This is a genomic window from Bacillus sp. FSL R5-0397 (assembly GCF_038593395.1).
GTDB classification, from domain to species: Bacteria; Bacillota; Bacilli; order Bacillales; family Bacillaceae; genus Bacillus; species Bacillus altitudinis.
In genome coordinates this window covers 1,159,016-1,175,057 of the sequence record NZ_CP151992.1, presented here as the reverse complement: position 1 = coordinate 1,175,057, position 16,042 = coordinate 1,159,016, and the positions used below count along the sequence as shown (strand labels likewise).

General features: G+C 41.7%; 18 protein-coding genes and 1 riboswitch. Of the genes, 6 read left to right on the top strand and 12 right to left on the bottom strand.

Annotation, left to right across the window (positions count from 1 at the left end):
• Positions 1-7 precede the first annotated feature (7 nt).
• The 7 genes from NSQ70_RS05830 to NSQ70_RS05800 all read right to left on the bottom strand — a co-directional run bounded on the left by NSQ70_RS05830 (position 8) and on the right by NSQ70_RS05800 (position 6,477).
• The gene (locus tag NSQ70_RS05830; RefSeq protein WP_024720132.1) at positions 8-1,021 is read right to left on the bottom strand and encodes a thiazole biosynthesis adenylyltransferase ThiF; all 1,014 of its coding nucleotides are present in this window, start codon (positions 1,019-1,021) and stop codon (positions 8-10) included.
• On the bottom strand, positions 1,018-1,785 hold the full coding sequence (locus tag NSQ70_RS05825) for a thiazole synthase (protein ID WP_203144252.1): 768 nt from the start codon (positions 1,783-1,785) through the stop codon (positions 1,018-1,020). The genes NSQ70_RS05830 and NSQ70_RS05825 overlap by 4 nt, the downstream gene beginning before the upstream one ends.
• 4 nt (positions 1,786-1,789) lie before the next feature.
• Positions 1,790-1,993, bottom strand: a complete 204-nt coding sequence (thiS, locus tag NSQ70_RS05820; protein WP_017367025.1) for a sulfur carrier protein ThiS — start codon at positions 1,991-1,993, stop codon at positions 1,790-1,792.
• Positions 1,990-3,102, bottom strand: a complete 1,113-nt coding sequence (gene thiO / locus NSQ70_RS05815; RefSeq protein ID WP_039167333.1) for a glycine oxidase ThiO — start codon at positions 3,100-3,102, stop codon at positions 1,990-1,992. The genes thiS and thiO overlap by 4 nt, the downstream gene beginning before the upstream one ends.
• The gene (gene tenI, locus NSQ70_RS05810) at positions 3,086-3,703 is read right to left on the bottom strand and encodes a thiazole tautomerase TenI (protein WP_327862003.1); all 618 of its coding nucleotides are present in this window, start codon (positions 3,701-3,703) and stop codon (positions 3,086-3,088) included. The genes thiO and tenI overlap by 17 nt, the downstream gene beginning before the upstream one ends.
• The gene (gene tenA / locus NSQ70_RS05805) at positions 3,678-4,388 is read right to left on the bottom strand and encodes a thiaminase II (RefSeq protein WP_268431247.1); all 711 of its coding nucleotides are present in this window, start codon (positions 4,386-4,388) and stop codon (positions 3,678-3,680) included. Before tenA ends, tenI begins: the two co-directional genes overlap by 26 nt.
• A 78-nt stretch (positions 4,389-4,466) precedes the next feature.
• A riboswitch (TPP riboswitch) is annotated at positions 4,467-4,576 on the bottom strand.
• Positions 4,577-4,629: 53 nt separating this feature from the next.
• Positions 4,630-6,477 (bottom strand): monovalent cation:proton antiporter family protein, encoded by a 1,848-nt coding sequence (locus NSQ70_RS05800; protein WP_138278394.1) that lies wholly within the window; start codon positions 6,475-6,477, stop codon positions 4,630-4,632.
• A 160-nt stretch (positions 6,478-6,637) separates the two neighbouring features.
• Between NSQ70_RS05800 and prpE the strand changes: the two genes are divergently transcribed.
• Complete coding sequence (prpE, locus tag NSQ70_RS05795; protein WP_039963415.1) at positions 6,638-7,381, top strand: bis(5'-nucleosyl)-tetraphosphatase PrpE; 744 nt, start codon at positions 6,638-6,640, stop codon at positions 7,379-7,381.
• A gap of 40 nt (positions 7,382-7,421) precedes the next feature.
• On the opposite strand, the gene NSQ70_RS05790 is transcribed toward prpE, so the two are convergent.
• From NSQ70_RS05790 to NSQ70_RS05775, 4 genes are all read right to left on the bottom strand, one after another.
• On the bottom strand, positions 7,422-8,315 hold the full coding sequence (locus tag NSQ70_RS05790) for an RluA family pseudouridine synthase (RefSeq protein ID WP_058337561.1): 894 nt from the start codon (positions 8,313-8,315) through the stop codon (positions 7,422-7,424).
• Between the two features lie 17 nt (positions 8,316-8,332).
• Positions 8,333-9,133 (bottom strand): NAD kinase, encoded by an 801-nt coding sequence (locus NSQ70_RS05785; RefSeq protein ID WP_008355343.1) that lies wholly within the window; start codon positions 9,131-9,133, stop codon positions 8,333-8,335.
• A gap of 65 nt (positions 9,134-9,198) precedes the next feature.
• Positions 9,199-9,828 carry a GTP pyrophosphokinase family protein gene (locus NSQ70_RS05780; RefSeq protein ID WP_008348457.1) on the bottom strand — a complete coding sequence of 210 codons (630 nt, stop codon included), beginning with the start codon at positions 9,826-9,828 and terminating at the stop codon, positions 9,199-9,201.
• A gap of 33 nt (positions 9,829-9,861) precedes the next feature.
• Positions 9,862-10,227 carry a hypothetical protein gene (locus tag NSQ70_RS05775; RefSeq protein ID WP_008348459.1) on the bottom strand — a complete coding sequence of 122 codons (366 nt, stop codon included), beginning with the start codon at positions 10,225-10,227 and terminating at the stop codon, positions 9,862-9,864.
• A gap of 217 nt (positions 10,228-10,444) precedes the next feature.
• Here NSQ70_RS05775 and NSQ70_RS05770 point away from each other — a divergent pair, with 217 nt between their 5' ends.
• The 5 genes from NSQ70_RS05770 (at position 10,445) to NSQ70_RS05750 (ending at position 13,864) form a co-directional block, all read left to right on the top strand.
• Positions 10,445-11,020 (top strand): CYTH domain-containing protein, encoded by a 576-nt coding sequence (locus NSQ70_RS05770; protein WP_007498999.1) that lies wholly within the window; start codon positions 10,445-10,447, stop codon positions 11,018-11,020.
• 25 nt (positions 11,021-11,045) lie between these two features.
• Entirely contained in the window at positions 11,046-11,810 is a 765-nt protein-coding gene (locus tag NSQ70_RS05765) for a lytic transglycosylase domain-containing protein (protein WP_008348461.1), read from the top strand.
• A gap of 277 nt (positions 11,811-12,087) precedes the next feature.
• The gene (locus NSQ70_RS05760) at positions 12,088-12,486 is read left to right on the top strand and encodes a thiol management oxidoreductase (protein ID WP_007499001.1); all 399 of its coding nucleotides are present in this window, start codon (positions 12,088-12,090) and stop codon (positions 12,484-12,486) included.
• Positions 12,483-13,394, top strand: a complete 912-nt coding sequence (locus NSQ70_RS05755; protein ID WP_327862002.1) for a ClpXP adapter SpxH family protein — start codon at positions 12,483-12,485, stop codon at positions 13,392-13,394. Before NSQ70_RS05760 ends, NSQ70_RS05755 begins: the two co-directional genes overlap by 4 nt.
• Before the next feature lie 296 nt (positions 13,395-13,690).
• Positions 13,691-13,864 carry a hypothetical protein gene (locus NSQ70_RS05750; RefSeq protein WP_008348466.1) on the top strand — a complete coding sequence of 58 codons (174 nt, stop codon included), beginning with the start codon at positions 13,691-13,693 and terminating at the stop codon, positions 13,862-13,864.
• 276 nt (positions 13,865-14,140) lie between these two features.
• Here NSQ70_RS05750 and pepF read toward each other — a convergent pair whose 3' ends face one another.
• The gene (gene pepF / locus NSQ70_RS05745; RefSeq protein WP_282706805.1) at positions 14,141-15,967 is read right to left on the bottom strand and encodes an oligoendopeptidase F; all 1,827 of its coding nucleotides are present in this window, start codon (positions 15,965-15,967) and stop codon (positions 14,141-14,143) included.
• Positions 15,968-16,042: the final 75 nt, after the last annotated feature.

Sequence of the window (16,042 nt, the reverse complement as noted above, 5' to 3'; positions counted from 1 at the left end):
CCTCTCATTAGCCGATCCATTGATGATAAATCGTTCTCGCTTTCGCAATATCATTTGTCCCATGTACAAGCGCTCTGCCATCTTTGAATAAAACGAGCTTGTACTCATCCTTCTGACACGAAAGCAAATAAGGATTTTCCAGCACATCCATTCCTGCTTTCTTTAGCTGACGGGCTACTTCATGCAGCGCCGGGGGTGCCCCTAGTGCACTGCGAATTTGGACGGTATTTCGTCCACATAATACATCTGCTTTTGCTCTTTGATCATATGAGAGAAATGGGTATGTCTTAAGACCGCAGCTTGGACATTGTTTCTTTTTTAAAGACGTAACGGATCGAATATCAGATCGCTCGTTTGTCCATAAATCAAACGATCTTAATACCGGCGTGATGTGGTGTCCTGTTAAAAGCTTCAGTGCATCCGCCACTTGATAGGCCGCAACCTGCTGTACAACTGGACTAATAATTCCTGCTGTATCACATGTCATGCCTTGTGCAGGTAAATGCTCAAGCAGGCAGTGTAAACATGGTGTTTCACCAGGAATCACTGTGAATTGAATACCGTAGCTTGCTACACAGGCTCCGTAAAGGAACGGAATTTGATGTTTGACGGCTGCATCGTTCGCAATCATTCTCACCTCAAAATTATCCGCTGCATCCACGATGATGGATGCCCCGCTGACGTACTCATCAATATTTTGAGCGGTCACGTCAATGACGATTCCTCTCACATGAACATCACTGTTCACCTGCTTGAGTCTTTTCTCAGCAGCCACAGCCTTTGGCAGCCGATCAAGAACATCTTGTTCTGTGTATAGCTGCTGACGCTGCAGATTGCTCCATTCAATATAATCTCTATCCAAAATGGTGACAGATCCTACGCCGGCACGAACGAGCATTTCAGCACTCGCTGTTCCAAGTGCCCCAGCCCCAATAATGACGGCCTTTGAGGCATGTAGCCGTTTTTGTCCTTCCTCTCCAATAGGCCTAAAAAGCTCTTGGCGTGAATAACGTGTGCTCAAAATGCTGGCATTCCTTCCTGCGGACTGCTGGCTGTTCCATAGTTTTTGAGTGGAATACGGCCTGCCTCGAACCCGAGTCTTCCAGATTCAATCGCCAGCTTCATCGCTTTAGCCATTTTCACAGGGTCCTTTGCGCCAGACACGGCTGTATTCAGTAATACAGCATCAGCGCCCAATTCCATCGCATAAGCAGCATCCTTCGGAGAACCTACACCCGCATCAATAATAACTGGCACCTTTGCCTGTTCGATAATAAACGATAGATTCAGAGGGTTTAAAAGCCCTTGACCTGAACCGATTGGAGAAGCACCTGGCATAATGGCATGGACACCAAGTTCTTCTAATTTCCTTGCCAACACCACATCATCTGACGTATATGGCAGCACGATAAAACCTTCTTCTAATAACATTTCAGATGCTTTTAACGTTTCGACTGGATCTGGCAGAAGAGACCTTGAGCAGCCAATGACTTCTACTTTGATCATGTCACACAGTCCAGAAGCTTTCGCTAAACGGGCAATCCGCACCGCTTCTTCCGCTGTACTTGCCCCGGCAGTATTTGGCAGCAATGTATAGGCTGATAAATCGAGCTGCTCTAAAAAATTGGGCTGTGATGGTTCAAATATGTTCATTCTTCGCACAGCAAAGGTCAAAATTTCAGCTTCTGATACGTTGACCGCCTCTTTTTGAACTTCAAATGATGGATACTTTCCTGTCCCTAGTAATAGTCTTGATGTAAATGTTTTTCCGCCAATATGCAGCATGTTGTCATCCTCCTCCTACAAAGTGAACGATTTCAATCGTGTCATTTGGTTGAATTTTTACCTGTTGAAAGGCTTCTTTATCTATAATTTCTTGGTTCTTTTCAACGATCACCACTCGGTTTTCAAGTTGATAGGCTGATAGCAGATCAAAAATCGTGCCATTTTCCTTATCGAAATCAACCATTCTTCCATTCAATTGAATTTTCATACGAACAATGCCTCCTTTCGCCCAATACGAAACGCATGAAGCCATTCCTTGTGAACCGACTCGCCCGCTATTAAGCCGCGAATGATTTCCCCCGTAATTGGCGCAAGTAAAATGCCATTTCGGTAATGTCCCGTTGCAAAAAGAATACGCTCGTCTTCCGGATGTTTTCCGATATAGGGGTGCCGGTCGCTTGTCGCTGGCCGTAGACCTGCCCAGCATTGATCAATCGGCATCTCTCGAATAGAAGGCATGAGCTGAGATGCTTTGTGAATAACTGCTTCAATACCGCCAAGTGTCGGAACGGCCTGCCAGTCATTCGGTTTCATCGTTGCACCAATCACTAGCTTACCGCTATCCCTTTGAACGATATAACAATGATCATGATAGATGGTGTGTGCAAGCGCTGGACCGTTATTCCAAACAGACACGCATTCTCCTTTTACTGGATAGAGAGAATGTGATAACCCCAGTTCTTCTAAAAAACGGCCTGACCATACACCACTTGCTACAGTCAGATGATCACATGTGAAGATGCCTTTAGCTGTACTGACTGTCAAAGTTTCTTTTCCCCTCTTCACATCGATAACGGGGGTAAACTCCTTCACATCCGCTCCGTGCCGAACAGCCGCCTGCCAAAAAGCCCTGCATACCGCATATGGCTCGACATGTACATCATCTGCTATCAATCCTGCTCCTACGATGTCATCTGCTATTTGAGGCATACGTTCTTTTACGCTGCTTGCTTCAAGCCATTCAAATGTGGGCAAATGCTGCATCCGGCAAAGCGCTCGCTTTTCTTGTTCTGTAAAAGCCACCTTCATAATCCCGCCCACTGATGTCCGAATATCAATGCCCGATTCATGCTGAAGGTCGACCGTTAATTTTTCATATAAAGCCTGACTTTGTCTGCCTACTTGAAAGAAAATATCCTCATCACCTTCTCCTTCAGCATGTGCACCCAGCATGCCAGCAGCCGCACTCGTCGTTTGCTTCCCGATCTCATTTGCCTCAAATAAGACAATCTGCTTTCCTGCTTTTGCAAGGTGATAAGCGATCGACATCCCTATGATTCCACCACCAATGATTGCAACATCATAATGCTTGTTCATAAGGATTCTCCTTTCGCTTTTTAGAAAATGTTTGCGCCATTTTGCGCGGCTGAGGATGAGCAAAAATCCCCGACATGACGGCTATTCCCTTTAAATCAACATGCATCAATTCTGGCAGTCGTTCTGGTGTGATTCCACCAATGACAACGACTGGAATGGACAGCGAAGAAGTCATGTCTTCCACAACCTTTATGCCTCTCGCCTGAAGTCCGGGTTTGCATGCGGTATCATACACATGCCCAAACATGACATACTCTGCCCCGTTCTTCTCTGCTACTTTGGCTTCTTCTATCGAATGAACCGATACCCCCGCATGGAGATGAGGAAATTTTTGTCTTAATTCCTTTGGTGAAAAGCTGTGTCCTGGAAGATGAACCCGGTGAATATTGGTCAGCAGCGCAACGTCAACTCGGTCATTTATAATCAGCTTTTCTTTCGGAACACCTTCTGCTAGTAGTTGTTTCACGAGGTGAACCAGCTCACCTGCTGCCTTCGATCGTTCACGAATATGAATAAAGTCTACTTCAGACGCAATGTCTTTTATTTGCTTGATGAGCTCCCTGACAGGAAGCGTATCATTTGTCACTGCATGGAGTTCCATTTGCACCAACCCCATCTAAGCATGCTGTTTGCCACATTTCTTTTTCATACGCCATCTCCCAGAAATGGTATTCGTAATAGCTCGAAATCACGAAATTTTCTTTCATATTAGCCCGCACATGTTCTGGCGCTTTTTCTGCAAGTTCATCAAAACGGTTCACCTGTTCAAAAACAAGCTCTTTAAACCAATCCCCGCCATATGTCAAAATCCATTCTTGATAAATCGGATGGTCAGGCGTTGTTTGTTTCAGTTTTTCTCCTACCTCATAATAAAGCCAGTAGCACGGCAATAATGCGGCTAAAATTTCTTCAAAACGACCGCTTTTCACAGATCGGTACATATGCGAGGTATATGCATAAGCAGTTGGAGAAGGTTTAAAGTTTGCCAGCGCTTCATCAGAGATCTGGAGCAGTTCTGTGAAATTTCTATGCAGTGATAGCTCTGCTTCATACGTACCCTGCGCATGATATGCCATTCTGCCTGTCGTATGTAAGTCCTCACTAATGGCGGCTCCATACGATTGTACTTTTGCAAAATGAGTTAAATAGTACGAATCCTGCATCACATAATAAGTGAAACGATCGAGTGAAAGTGTGCCATCACCAATCCCTTTCACAAAAGGGTGTGTAAAGCTCCCATTCCACCATCTAGCTGCTGCTTCTTTACATTCGTTCGAAAATGTCATGTTCCTCTCCTCCTGTTTTTCCATATAAAAAAACCACTTTCCGCGTGGAAAGTGGTTTGGAATTTGTAAAAAGCATAGTCAAACACCGCACCACTTCCCTACGCAGGTATGAACCTGTTCAGGTAATGAGGGTCTAAAAGTCTACACTTTTATCTCAGCCCTTTTAAAGGACTCCCCTAGTGGATCAAACATATATTGTTGTACCTCTATCTTAATCAGGATTTGTTCATCGGTCAAGGGTTCATTGCAACTCTAATTGGGCTCTAAGTCCTGCCACATACTCCCGGGAGCCAGACACAAGCACGCGGTCACCGCTTCTAAGCGTCGTATCCCCATGCGGTACTAAGCTGTCAATTCCTCTAAAAATACGGACAAACACCAAATCGCCGGTAAAAGGAAATTCCCTCAGCATGACATTATGATACCGATGATTGTTCATTTGAATTTGATACAAAGAAGAATCCTCATTTGTTAACAAGCGAATCGCATCAGGTGCTTCAATCAATGCCCTCAGCACCGTTTTAGATGATAAGAAGTTAGAAAAGGTATCGATCCCTGCTTCCTTTAAAGTCAGCTCGGCTTCCGCTTTGTTAACACTTGCAATGACTTGTTTAGACCCTTCTTCTTTTGCAAATAAAGCAATTTCCTTATTTTTCGTTTCACTGCCTGTAGCCACAACGAGCACATCCTCTTGCCCGATGCCAGCCTGCCTGAGCGTATCATCGTCATATTGTTCAATCGCTTCAACTTCAAAGATGGAGTCAGCAAGTAAGGATTCTTTATTTTCCTGAAAGACGTGTAAAATACGGATGTCATATTCATCCTGATGCAAATCAAGCGTCACAGGTAACGTCAGCTGATTCGCTCCAATAAACGTCACACGCTTTTTATGATTGGTTTCACGTTCTTGTTTAAATAACGCCTTAAACCAAACAGGTGTTAAAACACTCGTGAGCACAGCGACTAGAATAAGGGCTCCTGACATTTTATGATCAATGACACCAAGCCGCTCACCAATCGTTGCAGCAGCAATGACAAGGGATAACGTCGAGGTTAATAAAAAACCAGAACCGATGACTTTTTTCATGTCATACCATTTTTTTAAATAAAGAATCGGAACGAGTTTACTAAGCAATAATGCGATAAACAGCAGCGGAATCATGATCATGATGGTTGGATCTTTAAAGAGTGACCATATATTCAGGTCCACACCGACCATCACAAAAAAGATCGGAATTAAAAATCCATAGCCAAACGAGTCCAGCTGCTGTACGAGCTCTTTATTAGGTGAAAGAAGAGACACAAGCACACCTGCTAAAAAAGCCCCAAGAATATTTTCAGCACCGAGTGATTCAGATAAGGCAACTAAGACTATAATGAGAGTAAAGATGGCTCTTGTCCCAATTTGCACCGTTCCTTTTGACATGGACTGAAAAATGGACTTTGTCTTAAATACCCGGCCAAATAAATAAAGAAGAATACCTGCCGCAAATAATAATAAGAGCAACCACATGTTCCCTGTTCCATCGCCATAAATGGAGGAAAACACAGCAAGTAAAATCATTGTCACCAAATCAGCAATGACGGCTACAAGCAAAATGATTTGACCAATATTCGTCTGCATCAACTTTTCCTCTTTTAAGGTAGGAACTACCACACCCAATGAGATGGTGGAAATAATAAGCGTCATTAAAAAGGCATTTTGAATAAATCCTGCAAGGACAAACGCATAAGACAGGATAAAGGACATACAAAATACGCCAACAAAAATAATGGTCGCTGTTTTAAATGTATTCGGTTCTTTTAAACCATTTGGCAGTTCTCGCGCTTTCTTCTTTGATTCAAAAGAAGAAAAATCTATTTCAAGTCCACTTAAAAACATAAGAAAAATAAAACCTAGCATGGATAACGTATCTAGCCATGCGTCGTGTTCAACAACTAGTTGAAGACCGCTTTTTCCAATGATGAGCCCCATGATGATTTCAGCGACAACGACCGGGATGGTCAGCTTAAATCGGTGCAATAAAATGGGGGTGAAAAAGGCTACAATAATAACGACAACGAGTGATGAAACAGATGTATGCTCCATTGGCTAAAGCCTCCTAACATTCATGTTTAATTTTTAAGTTTTACGTTAAAGCATTGATTCTAACAATTGCCCAAATGAAATGAAAGCCATTCGTTATATTTTCTAAAATTCAAACTTCTTTATATCCGATCAATGGATGAAAAAATCAGGAGGAACCTTTATGAAATTCGATATCATCGGCGATATCCACGGCTGCTACGAAGAGCTGCTTACCCTCATACACAAACTAGGATACGAACTCAAACATGGACTACCTGTCCACCCTGATAAGAGAACACTGGCCCTTGTTGGTGATTTAACAGACCGCGGCCCTCGATCAGTTGCCGTCATGCAATTTGTCATACACGCCTATTCTAAGGGCGCAATCCGCTATGTGCCTGGCAACCATTGTTTTAAGCTGTATCGCTATTTGAAAGGAAATCCCGTAAAATTACTGCATGGCATTGAAACAACGGTGAACGAAATCAAAAAACTGCCGCATGATGAACAAACCATTTTATCACGTGAATTTAAACATTTATTTGAAAAGGCACCGCTTTATGATGTATTGATTCCGAATGAACTGATCATTGCACACGCAGCGATGAAGGAAAAGGATATTGGCAAAAAACCGAACAAACAAATGAGGTCTTATCTATTATTTGGAGCAGTCACCGGAGAAACATGGCCAGACGGTCGACCTGTCAGGAAGGACTGGGCAAAGGAATATCACGGAAAACCATGGATTGTCTACGGGCATACACCCGTAAAAGAACCAAGATTTATCGGTAGAACGGTTAACATTGATACAGGCTGCGTCTTTGGCCACAAGCTCTCTGCCCTTAGATATCCAGAGCTTGAGACAGTATCTGTTCCTTCATCTATGCCATATGACGATTCAAGATTTCAGCATTTCACGCAATAAAAAACCCGGTCCACCATGACAGGTGACCGGGTTTACTTGTTTACTGAAGCAATAATGTCATATCATCCGGCAAAGGAGCCGAAAAGGTCATGGACTCCCCTGTTATCGGATGCGGAAAAACAAGGGTTTCACTATGAAGTGCCTGCCTGCCTATTCTCTCGCTTGTTCCACCATATAGCGTATCTCCAACAAGCGGATGACCAAGGAATTGCATGTGAACACGAATTTGATGAGTTCTTCCCGTTTCAAGGGTAAGGGACACATCAGACATATCTAAATGAGTATGTACTGCCCGCACCGTATAATGTGTTACGGCTTCCTGACCAGATTCATCCACCATTCGTTCAATAATGCTGTCCCCTTTTCGAGCAATTTTTGCTCTAATTGTTCCTTCCTTTTGCGTGATCATGCCATGTGTAATGGCTCTATACGTTCGCTTGACTTCCCCTTTTTTCTGCGCCTTTGATAAAAGGCTGTGTGCAAAGCGATGTTTAGCGACTAACATGACACCAGAAGTATCACGATCAAGACGGTTCACCAAGTGGACAGTCAGCCGAACGGACTGCTCAGCATAATGGTGAAGCACCCCATTTGCAATACTATGCTCAGGGTGCTCTCGAGAAGGAATCGATGGGATATACGGCTTTTTATTCAGCACAAGCACGTGCTCGTCCTCAAATAAAATATCAAGCGGAATGGCCGCAGGTTTTAGCCCTTCACTCACTTTTTCCTCGGGGAATAAAATGGTGAGCCTGTCTCCCTCGCGCAGCTCATATCTCACGGTCACATGCTCTCCATTAATCAGAAGATCACCGCCATCAAATTTAATATCTGTCAGCATTCGTTTTGAAATGCCAAGATCGATTAAGTAGTCCTTCAGCAGCCTGCCTTCTTCTTTGGCTGATATGGTTTTGTTTATCTTAAAGTATTCCAGCGAGAACAACCTCTTTCTTATTCTCCTTTGCCGATAAAGGAATCTTGCACCCTTTTCCAAAACGGAAATGGTCTAAATCGGGCAAACCGGACATTCTCGTCTGCCACTCGGCATTGAATGGATTTCACATCTTTATGCAGCAGCGACAAATGATCTATCGTCACCTGAAAATCCACATCATTAATCGGTTTGATCACACACGTATGGTGGTCGGGCAAAATGAGCGGCGAACCGACCGTTCTAAACACTCTGTTGTTGATTGAAGCCATTTCTGCCAGCTGGATCGCCCTAATGGATGGGTGAATAATAGCCCCGCCAAGTGCCTTATTATAGGCTGTACTGCCAGATGGTGTAGACAAACAAAGACCATCTCCTCTGAATGTTTCAAAAAGCTGACCCCTAATCTCAACATCTGCCACAAGTGTACCTTCCATACTTTTAATCGTACATTCATTCATTGCTAAATATTTTTCTTCCCGGCCCCCATCGTTGTACCTGACGATGACTTCAAGAATCGGATATTCCACAATATGATAAGGCGTTTTGGCAATGGCTAACACAAGCTTTTCAATTTCACTCGGGACCCAGTCCGCATAAAAACCAAGATGGCCTGTATGTACGCCGACAAAAGCGGTTTCGTTCAGACGGTTGCTATACCGGTGAAAAGCGTATAAAAGGGTTCCGTCTCCGCCAACTGTAATGACGAGATCGGGTTCCTCTTCATTTAATTCCATTCCAAAATCCAATAAGTAGGTCTGTATTTTATTTTTAAGTGTGTCAGATACAGAATTCCCTTTCGAAGAAACTGCAAATTTCATGAATTCTTCTCCTTTTCCACCTTGCTGCGACGAGAAAGCAGCATCATATTTGATCAAGCTTAGGCTCAGCTATCGTTTTTCTTTTTCCGGGAAAATGCCACTTGCGCTTCTTGAATTTCCCCTCTGATTTCAGACATCTCATCATCAAGAAGAGATGCTGCCTCAGATGCTCTTTGAAGGCGCTGCTTGACCTTCTCCGGGATATTCCCACTATATTTATAATTCAGAGAATGCTCGATGGTCGCCCAAAAGTTCATGGCTAATGTACGGATTTGGATTTCGACGAGGAGCTGCTTCTCTCCATTGATCGTTTGTAGCGGATATAACACAACAAGGTGGTACGAGCGGTATCCGCTTTCTTTATGTTCTGCAATATAGTCGCGTTTATCTACAACCACGAAATCTTTTCGTGACTGGAGCATTTTCTTGACGACTTGTATATCTTCTACAAATTGGCACATAATGCGAAGCCCTGCAATATCCTGCATCGTTTCAATCTCATGCATCGGGATGTTTTTACGCTTTGCCTTTTCCAATATGCTGGCAACGGGTTTCACTCGGCCAGTGACAAATTCTACTGGTGAATGGTCATCCTCAAATTCATACAGTTTTCGAATGCCTTTTAGTTTCACTTTTAATTCTTCGACTGCTTGCTTATATGGTGCGAGGAATTGATCCCATTGTTTTTTGTCCATGAAACTTCCCCCAATTCCAAATACCTAATTATTTCAGAGGAATGTGCTCTTCACTTTCTCTTCCATATCTCCGTAATTGGCATTGTCTTTAATATTGTCGATTAAATAGTTTAATTCCTGATGAAGTTGAATGAGTTCTAGCGTTTGCTCTTCCGCCGCCAAATAGACAGGGATTTCACGATTCATTGCTTCTTTTAATGGAGCCCATGTATGTTCTCCTAAAATAAGATACGTAAAAGACTCCTCAGTCTCAAGTATGTAAACGAACGCAAAGTGATCAGAATCAACAAGCATTTGTCCTGATGCTTTTGCTTTTTGAATTTGCTCATCTGACTGGACCGTCAAGATCAGCCTGTCTTCTTTTAAAGTTGCTTCTGTGATTTCAATTCTGTTTTGCATCATGATCTCCTTTACAACAAAGTACAGCTTTATTTTATCATATCAAGTTCAATATTGATAAACCGAACTTTTTGAGAAAATTTGATTTCTCCATTTCGTTGTTCATTTTGCCTCATTTAGCATCTATATACGTCTCTTTTTAAGGAATAAATAAGAAAAAAAGAAGCTTTTCATGTACAATAATCATATTTCCTCTAAATGAAAGGTTGATGTCAAAATGGCACAGGAAATTGAGATAGAACTAAAACAATTATTAATGAAAGAAGAATTTGAACAGCTAAAAGAATACTTTCAATTAAAGGACGAGGACTTCCACACTCAAACCAACTATTATTTTGATACACCTCAATTTGATATAAAATCCAAATTCGCTGCATTACGAATGAGAGAAAAAGGCGGGCAGTGGGTCCTCACATTAAAGGAACCGCATGAGATCGGCCTTTTGGAAACTCACCAAACGATCGATCCTCCCGCAAGTCTTGAACATTTCCACCTCCCAGAAGGTGAAGTGGCAGACAGATTAGTACACCTTCACATTCAAAAGGATCAAATCGTGTATTTTGGTTCACTGGAAACGTCAAGAGCAGAAAAAATGATCAAAGAAGGCTTAATTGTTTTGGATCACAGCCGATATTTAACAGTAGAGGACTATGAACTTGAATTTGAAGTGAGCGATTTAGACATTGGACAAGCCGCTTTTACAGCATTGCTTCAGCAATTTCAGATCCCACCAAGACACACGAAAAACAAAGTCGTACGTTTTTATGAAGAAAAAATGAAAACAAAAGAATAGATGAATTCCTTGAAGGAGGAACATGATGAACGTCAATCAACTTCAATCCTTTATGCAGCTTCAAGCACTCAAAACGTTACAATCTGATAATGGACAAACACAACTCACAGCTGGACAAGAATCAAGCGCTGAGACTTCATTCCAGTCGCTGTTGCAAGATTTTTTAGGCGGATCAGAATTATCTCGTCTCCCGCTTTCCATTTCTGCTTTCATGGGATCGGACCCATCAACGTCTCCGAACACGCAATATGCACGCATGAATCCATATTTATCTGCGATAGCGGGCAGTGAACAGCTTCAATCTCAGTCTCTTTATGCAAATGACAGCCAATTGAATACCGCAAATGGTATTGGAAACGTCTTAAATAACAGCTACACACCACCGCTTCAAAAAGCTGTTTCAGGCTCTTCATCAAAAGAGATTAATCAGATCGTCTCACAAATGGCTCAAAAGCACGGAGTTCCAGAAAAGCTGATCCACGCAGTGATCAAGCAAGAATCCGGTTATCGCACGAATGCTGTCAGCCATGCAGGTGCACTTGGACTGATGCAGCTTATGCCGTCAACTGCTAAATCACTTGGCGTGAACAATGCCTTTGATGCAGCCCAAAACATTGAAGGCGGAACGAAGTATTTAAAACAAATGCTGCAAAAATATAATGGAAATGTCTCACTTGCCTTAGCCGCTTATAACGCAGGCTCAGGGAATGTAGATAAGTACGGAGGCATTCCTCCATTTAAAGAAACACAAAATTATGTAAAGAAAATCACAGCTCAATATTTCGCCTAAACCGAAGAGAATAACCTCTTCGGTTTTTTGTATGTCGCTTTTCACCCTTTTTTGACTGAATGTGTTATGATATGGTCAATTGAACACGGAACCTGTCTCCCTCACTATTCCCAAAGGACCAAAGCGGTTTGTTTGTGGAATTGAGTAGAGGTTGTTAAAATAAGTATACAAGAATAGAAACAACAAAATAGAACAAACTGAATATCACTTTTGAAATACATGAAATTCGCAATAGGGTGAGCCATCCTATTAGCTACGAGTTAAAGGAGTAGTCAACATGGTACAATCGTTTAACGCACCTTACGAAGCGGTTGGAGAGGAACTTCTATCGCAACTTGTTGATACTTTTTATGAAAATGTAAAGTGTCATCCTTTGCTTCATCCTATTTTCCCGGATGACTTAAAAGAAACAGCAAGAAAACAAAAACAGTTCTTAACTCAATATTTAGGCGGACCGCCGCTTTATACTGAGGAGCATGGTCACCCAATGCTACGGGCGAGACATCTCCCTTTTCCGATTACTGAGGAGCGAGCGGACGCATGGCTTGAATGCATGGAGGATGCAATGGATCAAGTAGGACTAACCGGCGATATTCGTGACTTTTTATTTGAGCGACTGTCTTTGACGGCTCGTCACATGGTCAACCAAATACCTGAAAAGGACGGACGATCTTGAGCTGCAATCCGCATGAGCAATATTTCTCACATTGTCACGGACATCCTCAAAAGCCGATTGAAATCTATGTATTCATTGATCCTCTCAGCCCGGACTGCTGGTTATTAGAGCCATCAATTAAAAAGTTGAAAATGAAATATGGCCGTTTCTTCACTTTACGAACGGTTACAAGTTCTAGTATTAATGCTTTGAACCGGAAACGAAAAAAACATTTACTAACAGAAGCGTGGGGGAAATTTGCCACGAAAACTCAGACCAAAAAAGAACAAATGCTGTCTGAACAAATTGTGACATCACCTTATCTCGCCTCTCTTGCATTAAAAGCAGCTGAACTTCAGGGCAGAAAATGCGGAATGAAATTTTTACGACTCATTCAAGAATCGCTTTTTTGCCATCAGCAGGACGTCACCAGTGAACAAATCTTGCTAGAAAATGCAAAAACGGCTGGACTGGACATTGAAGAGTTCCAGCGAGATATCCATTCTCAAAGTGCTGTCAAAGCGCTCCAATGTGATATGAAAATCGCAGCTGAAATGGATGTGTCTGAGCTTCCCACTTTCGCCTTTTTTAATACGATAAATGGTGAAGAAGGATTAAAGATTTCAGGTGCATATTCTTATGATATCTACGAGGAAATTCTCTTTGAAATGATTGGCGAAAAACCAACACCTTCAGAACGACCGCCAATTGAATGGTTTATCGCTTACTTTCAATTTGCATCAGCAAAAGAAATTGCCGTTGTATATGACCTGACCCTTGAAGAAGTTGAACGCGAGATGAAAAAGCTCGCATTTGCTAAAAAGGTAGAACGTGTACAAGTACATCAGGAAATGTTTTGGCGTTATATAGAAGGAGACAATCATTCAGATCTTGATGTCTACCGCTGTGAGAATGAACATGGGTGCTGACCCATGTTTTTTTCTTCACTCCCAAAGGAACACTTGTTCTATTTATAAGTACGAAGAAACCGCGCCGGGATAAGCGCGGTTTCACTATGTCTTAACGACAACAAAGGGGATGGGAGAAATTTTTCACGGTCAAACAAAGGGGTAATGTTTGTATGTGATTAATTTCACATCTGTAGTATATCAAATTTTGTCGACTTATGACAACCGATATACTATATGTTCATATTTTTGTCACAAAACATAAGAGGACTGTCACTTTCATATAGTGAAAGTAACAAAAAAATGGGGGGATCTGCATGCGCAGCACAACCATTGGACTTGTTGCCATTGGCTTATGTTTCTGTTTAAATATATTAGGCTTAATGAAGATGCTGCCTCTTTACCTGACATCTCCACTCCTATTCGCTTCCATTCTCTTTACACTCTATCGAATGAATCACCGAAAAACCTTCAAAGGATTTAAAGCGTAATACAAACCTCGTTCATATAGACGAGGTCTAGCGTGTAGGCAAACCCTCGCATTCGGTGTCAGTCCTGCGTGCTGGTGCTCACGAATGTCAAATTCGCTCCGCTCCAGTACTCGGCCTTTCTAGCCTGCAAAGGTTTTCTATCACGCTAAAAAGAAGTCAAAGGGCTAAAATCAAGTTCATTTTAGCCCTTTGTCAACAATCTGGTCTTTTTATTTCAAGAAAAAACTCCTGCCAAAAGGTGAGTTTGCACTCACACATCTGACAGAAGTCTTCTCGTTACTCACCAGTCTTTGAGATGAGCTCTTCCATTTCCTTTAATTTTTCTTCAAACAATTGACATGCTGCCTCAATTGGCTCTTTCGATGCCATATCTACACCAGCTTTTTTCAGCACGTTGATTGGATAGTCAGAGCTTCCTGCTTTAAGGAAGTCTGTATAGCGCTCCACCGCAGGTTTCCCTTCTTCTAAAATTTGTTTACTTAATGCCTGAGCCGCACTATAGCCTGTCGCATATTGATACACATAATAGTTGTAATAGAAATGCGGAATTCGCGTCCATTCTAATCCGATTTCCTTATCCACAACCATACCGTCGCCAAAATACTTCTTATTCAGGTCGTAATACAGGTTCGTCATAAACTCTGGCGTTAATGCCTCCCCTTCTTGCGCTTTCACATGAATCAGGTGCTCGAACTCTGCAAACATCGTTTGTCTGAATACCGTCCCTCTAAATCCTTCTAACAAGTGATTGAGCACATACAAGCGCTGCTTTTTGTCCTCTAAATGATTGAGTAAGTATTCACCTAGTAATGCTTCGTTTGTTGTAGAAGCTACTTCCGCTACAAAAATGCTGTAGTTTCCGTAGGGATATGGCTGATGCTTTCTTGTATAGTAGCTATGAACAGAGTGACCAAATTCATGAGCCAGTGTAAATAAATTATCAATATTATTTTGCCAGTTCATTAAGATATAAGGATTCGTACCATAGCTTCCAGAAGAATACGCGCCGCTTCGTTTCCCTTTATTCTCATAAACGTCTACCCAGCGATTTTCGAGTCCCTCTTTTAATACCGAAACATATTCTTCTCCTAATGGCGCTAACCCTTTCAGCATATAATCCTTTGCTTCATCATAGGTCAGCTTCATGCCAGCATCTTTTACTAATGGTGTATACAAGTCATAATTGTGCACTTCATCAAGCTTTAATACCTTTTTACGCAATTCAATGTAGCGGTGTAATAACGGTAAATATTGATGAACTGTATCAATTAGATTGTCATACACTTCTTCAGGAATACTGTTGCGTGATAACGCTGCTTCTCTTGCAGATTTGTAATGACGTACTTTCGCATAAAAATTATCCTTTTTAATCGAGCCGCTGAGTGTAGACGCCAAAGTATTCTTATATTGATCATACGTTTTATAAACGGCTTTAAAAGCATTCTTTCTCACTTCACGATCATCACTGTTTAAAAAGGTAATGAAGTTGCCATGAGTAATTTTCTTTTCTTCTCCATTTTCATCCTTAACAGAAGGGAATGAAATATCTGCATTATTAAACATACTAAACGTAGTGGATGATGTTGATAAAGGTTCAGAGGCTTCAGCTAATAAAGCTTCTTGCTCCTCACTTAAAATATGCGGACGCTCTTTGTTAATTTCTTCGAGAGCGTGAGAATAAAGTTTTAATTCTTCTTTTTCCAAAATAAATTGCTGCAGCTTATCTTCTTGAATAGATAAAATTTCCGGAACAATATAGGCAGATGTACTAGACAGCTGTGTAAATAAATTGGATGCTTTATCATTTAAAGCCTGAAATGATGAATTTGTTGTATCTTCATCGTATTTCATATGCGCATATGTATAAAGCTTGCCAAGTTTTTCAGAAAGTTGATCCTGAAATGTTAGGGCTTCATACAAGACATCAGCAGAATGGGCCAGCTTGCCTTTAAATTGGGCGAGCTTCGGAATTTCTTTTTTTACAGCTTCGAATTCCTTATTCCAAGAATCGACACTTTCAAAAATATCTTCAAGGCGCCATTTGTTTTCTTCTTTTACTTCGCTTCTGTCTGGTAAATGATTGTTGTTATTTTGTGAAGTCATATGAATCCCCCTTGCATGAGTTGTGTTGAACCAACCTTTCGGAAAGTGAAAGAAATTGGTGTTGTATTTATCTTC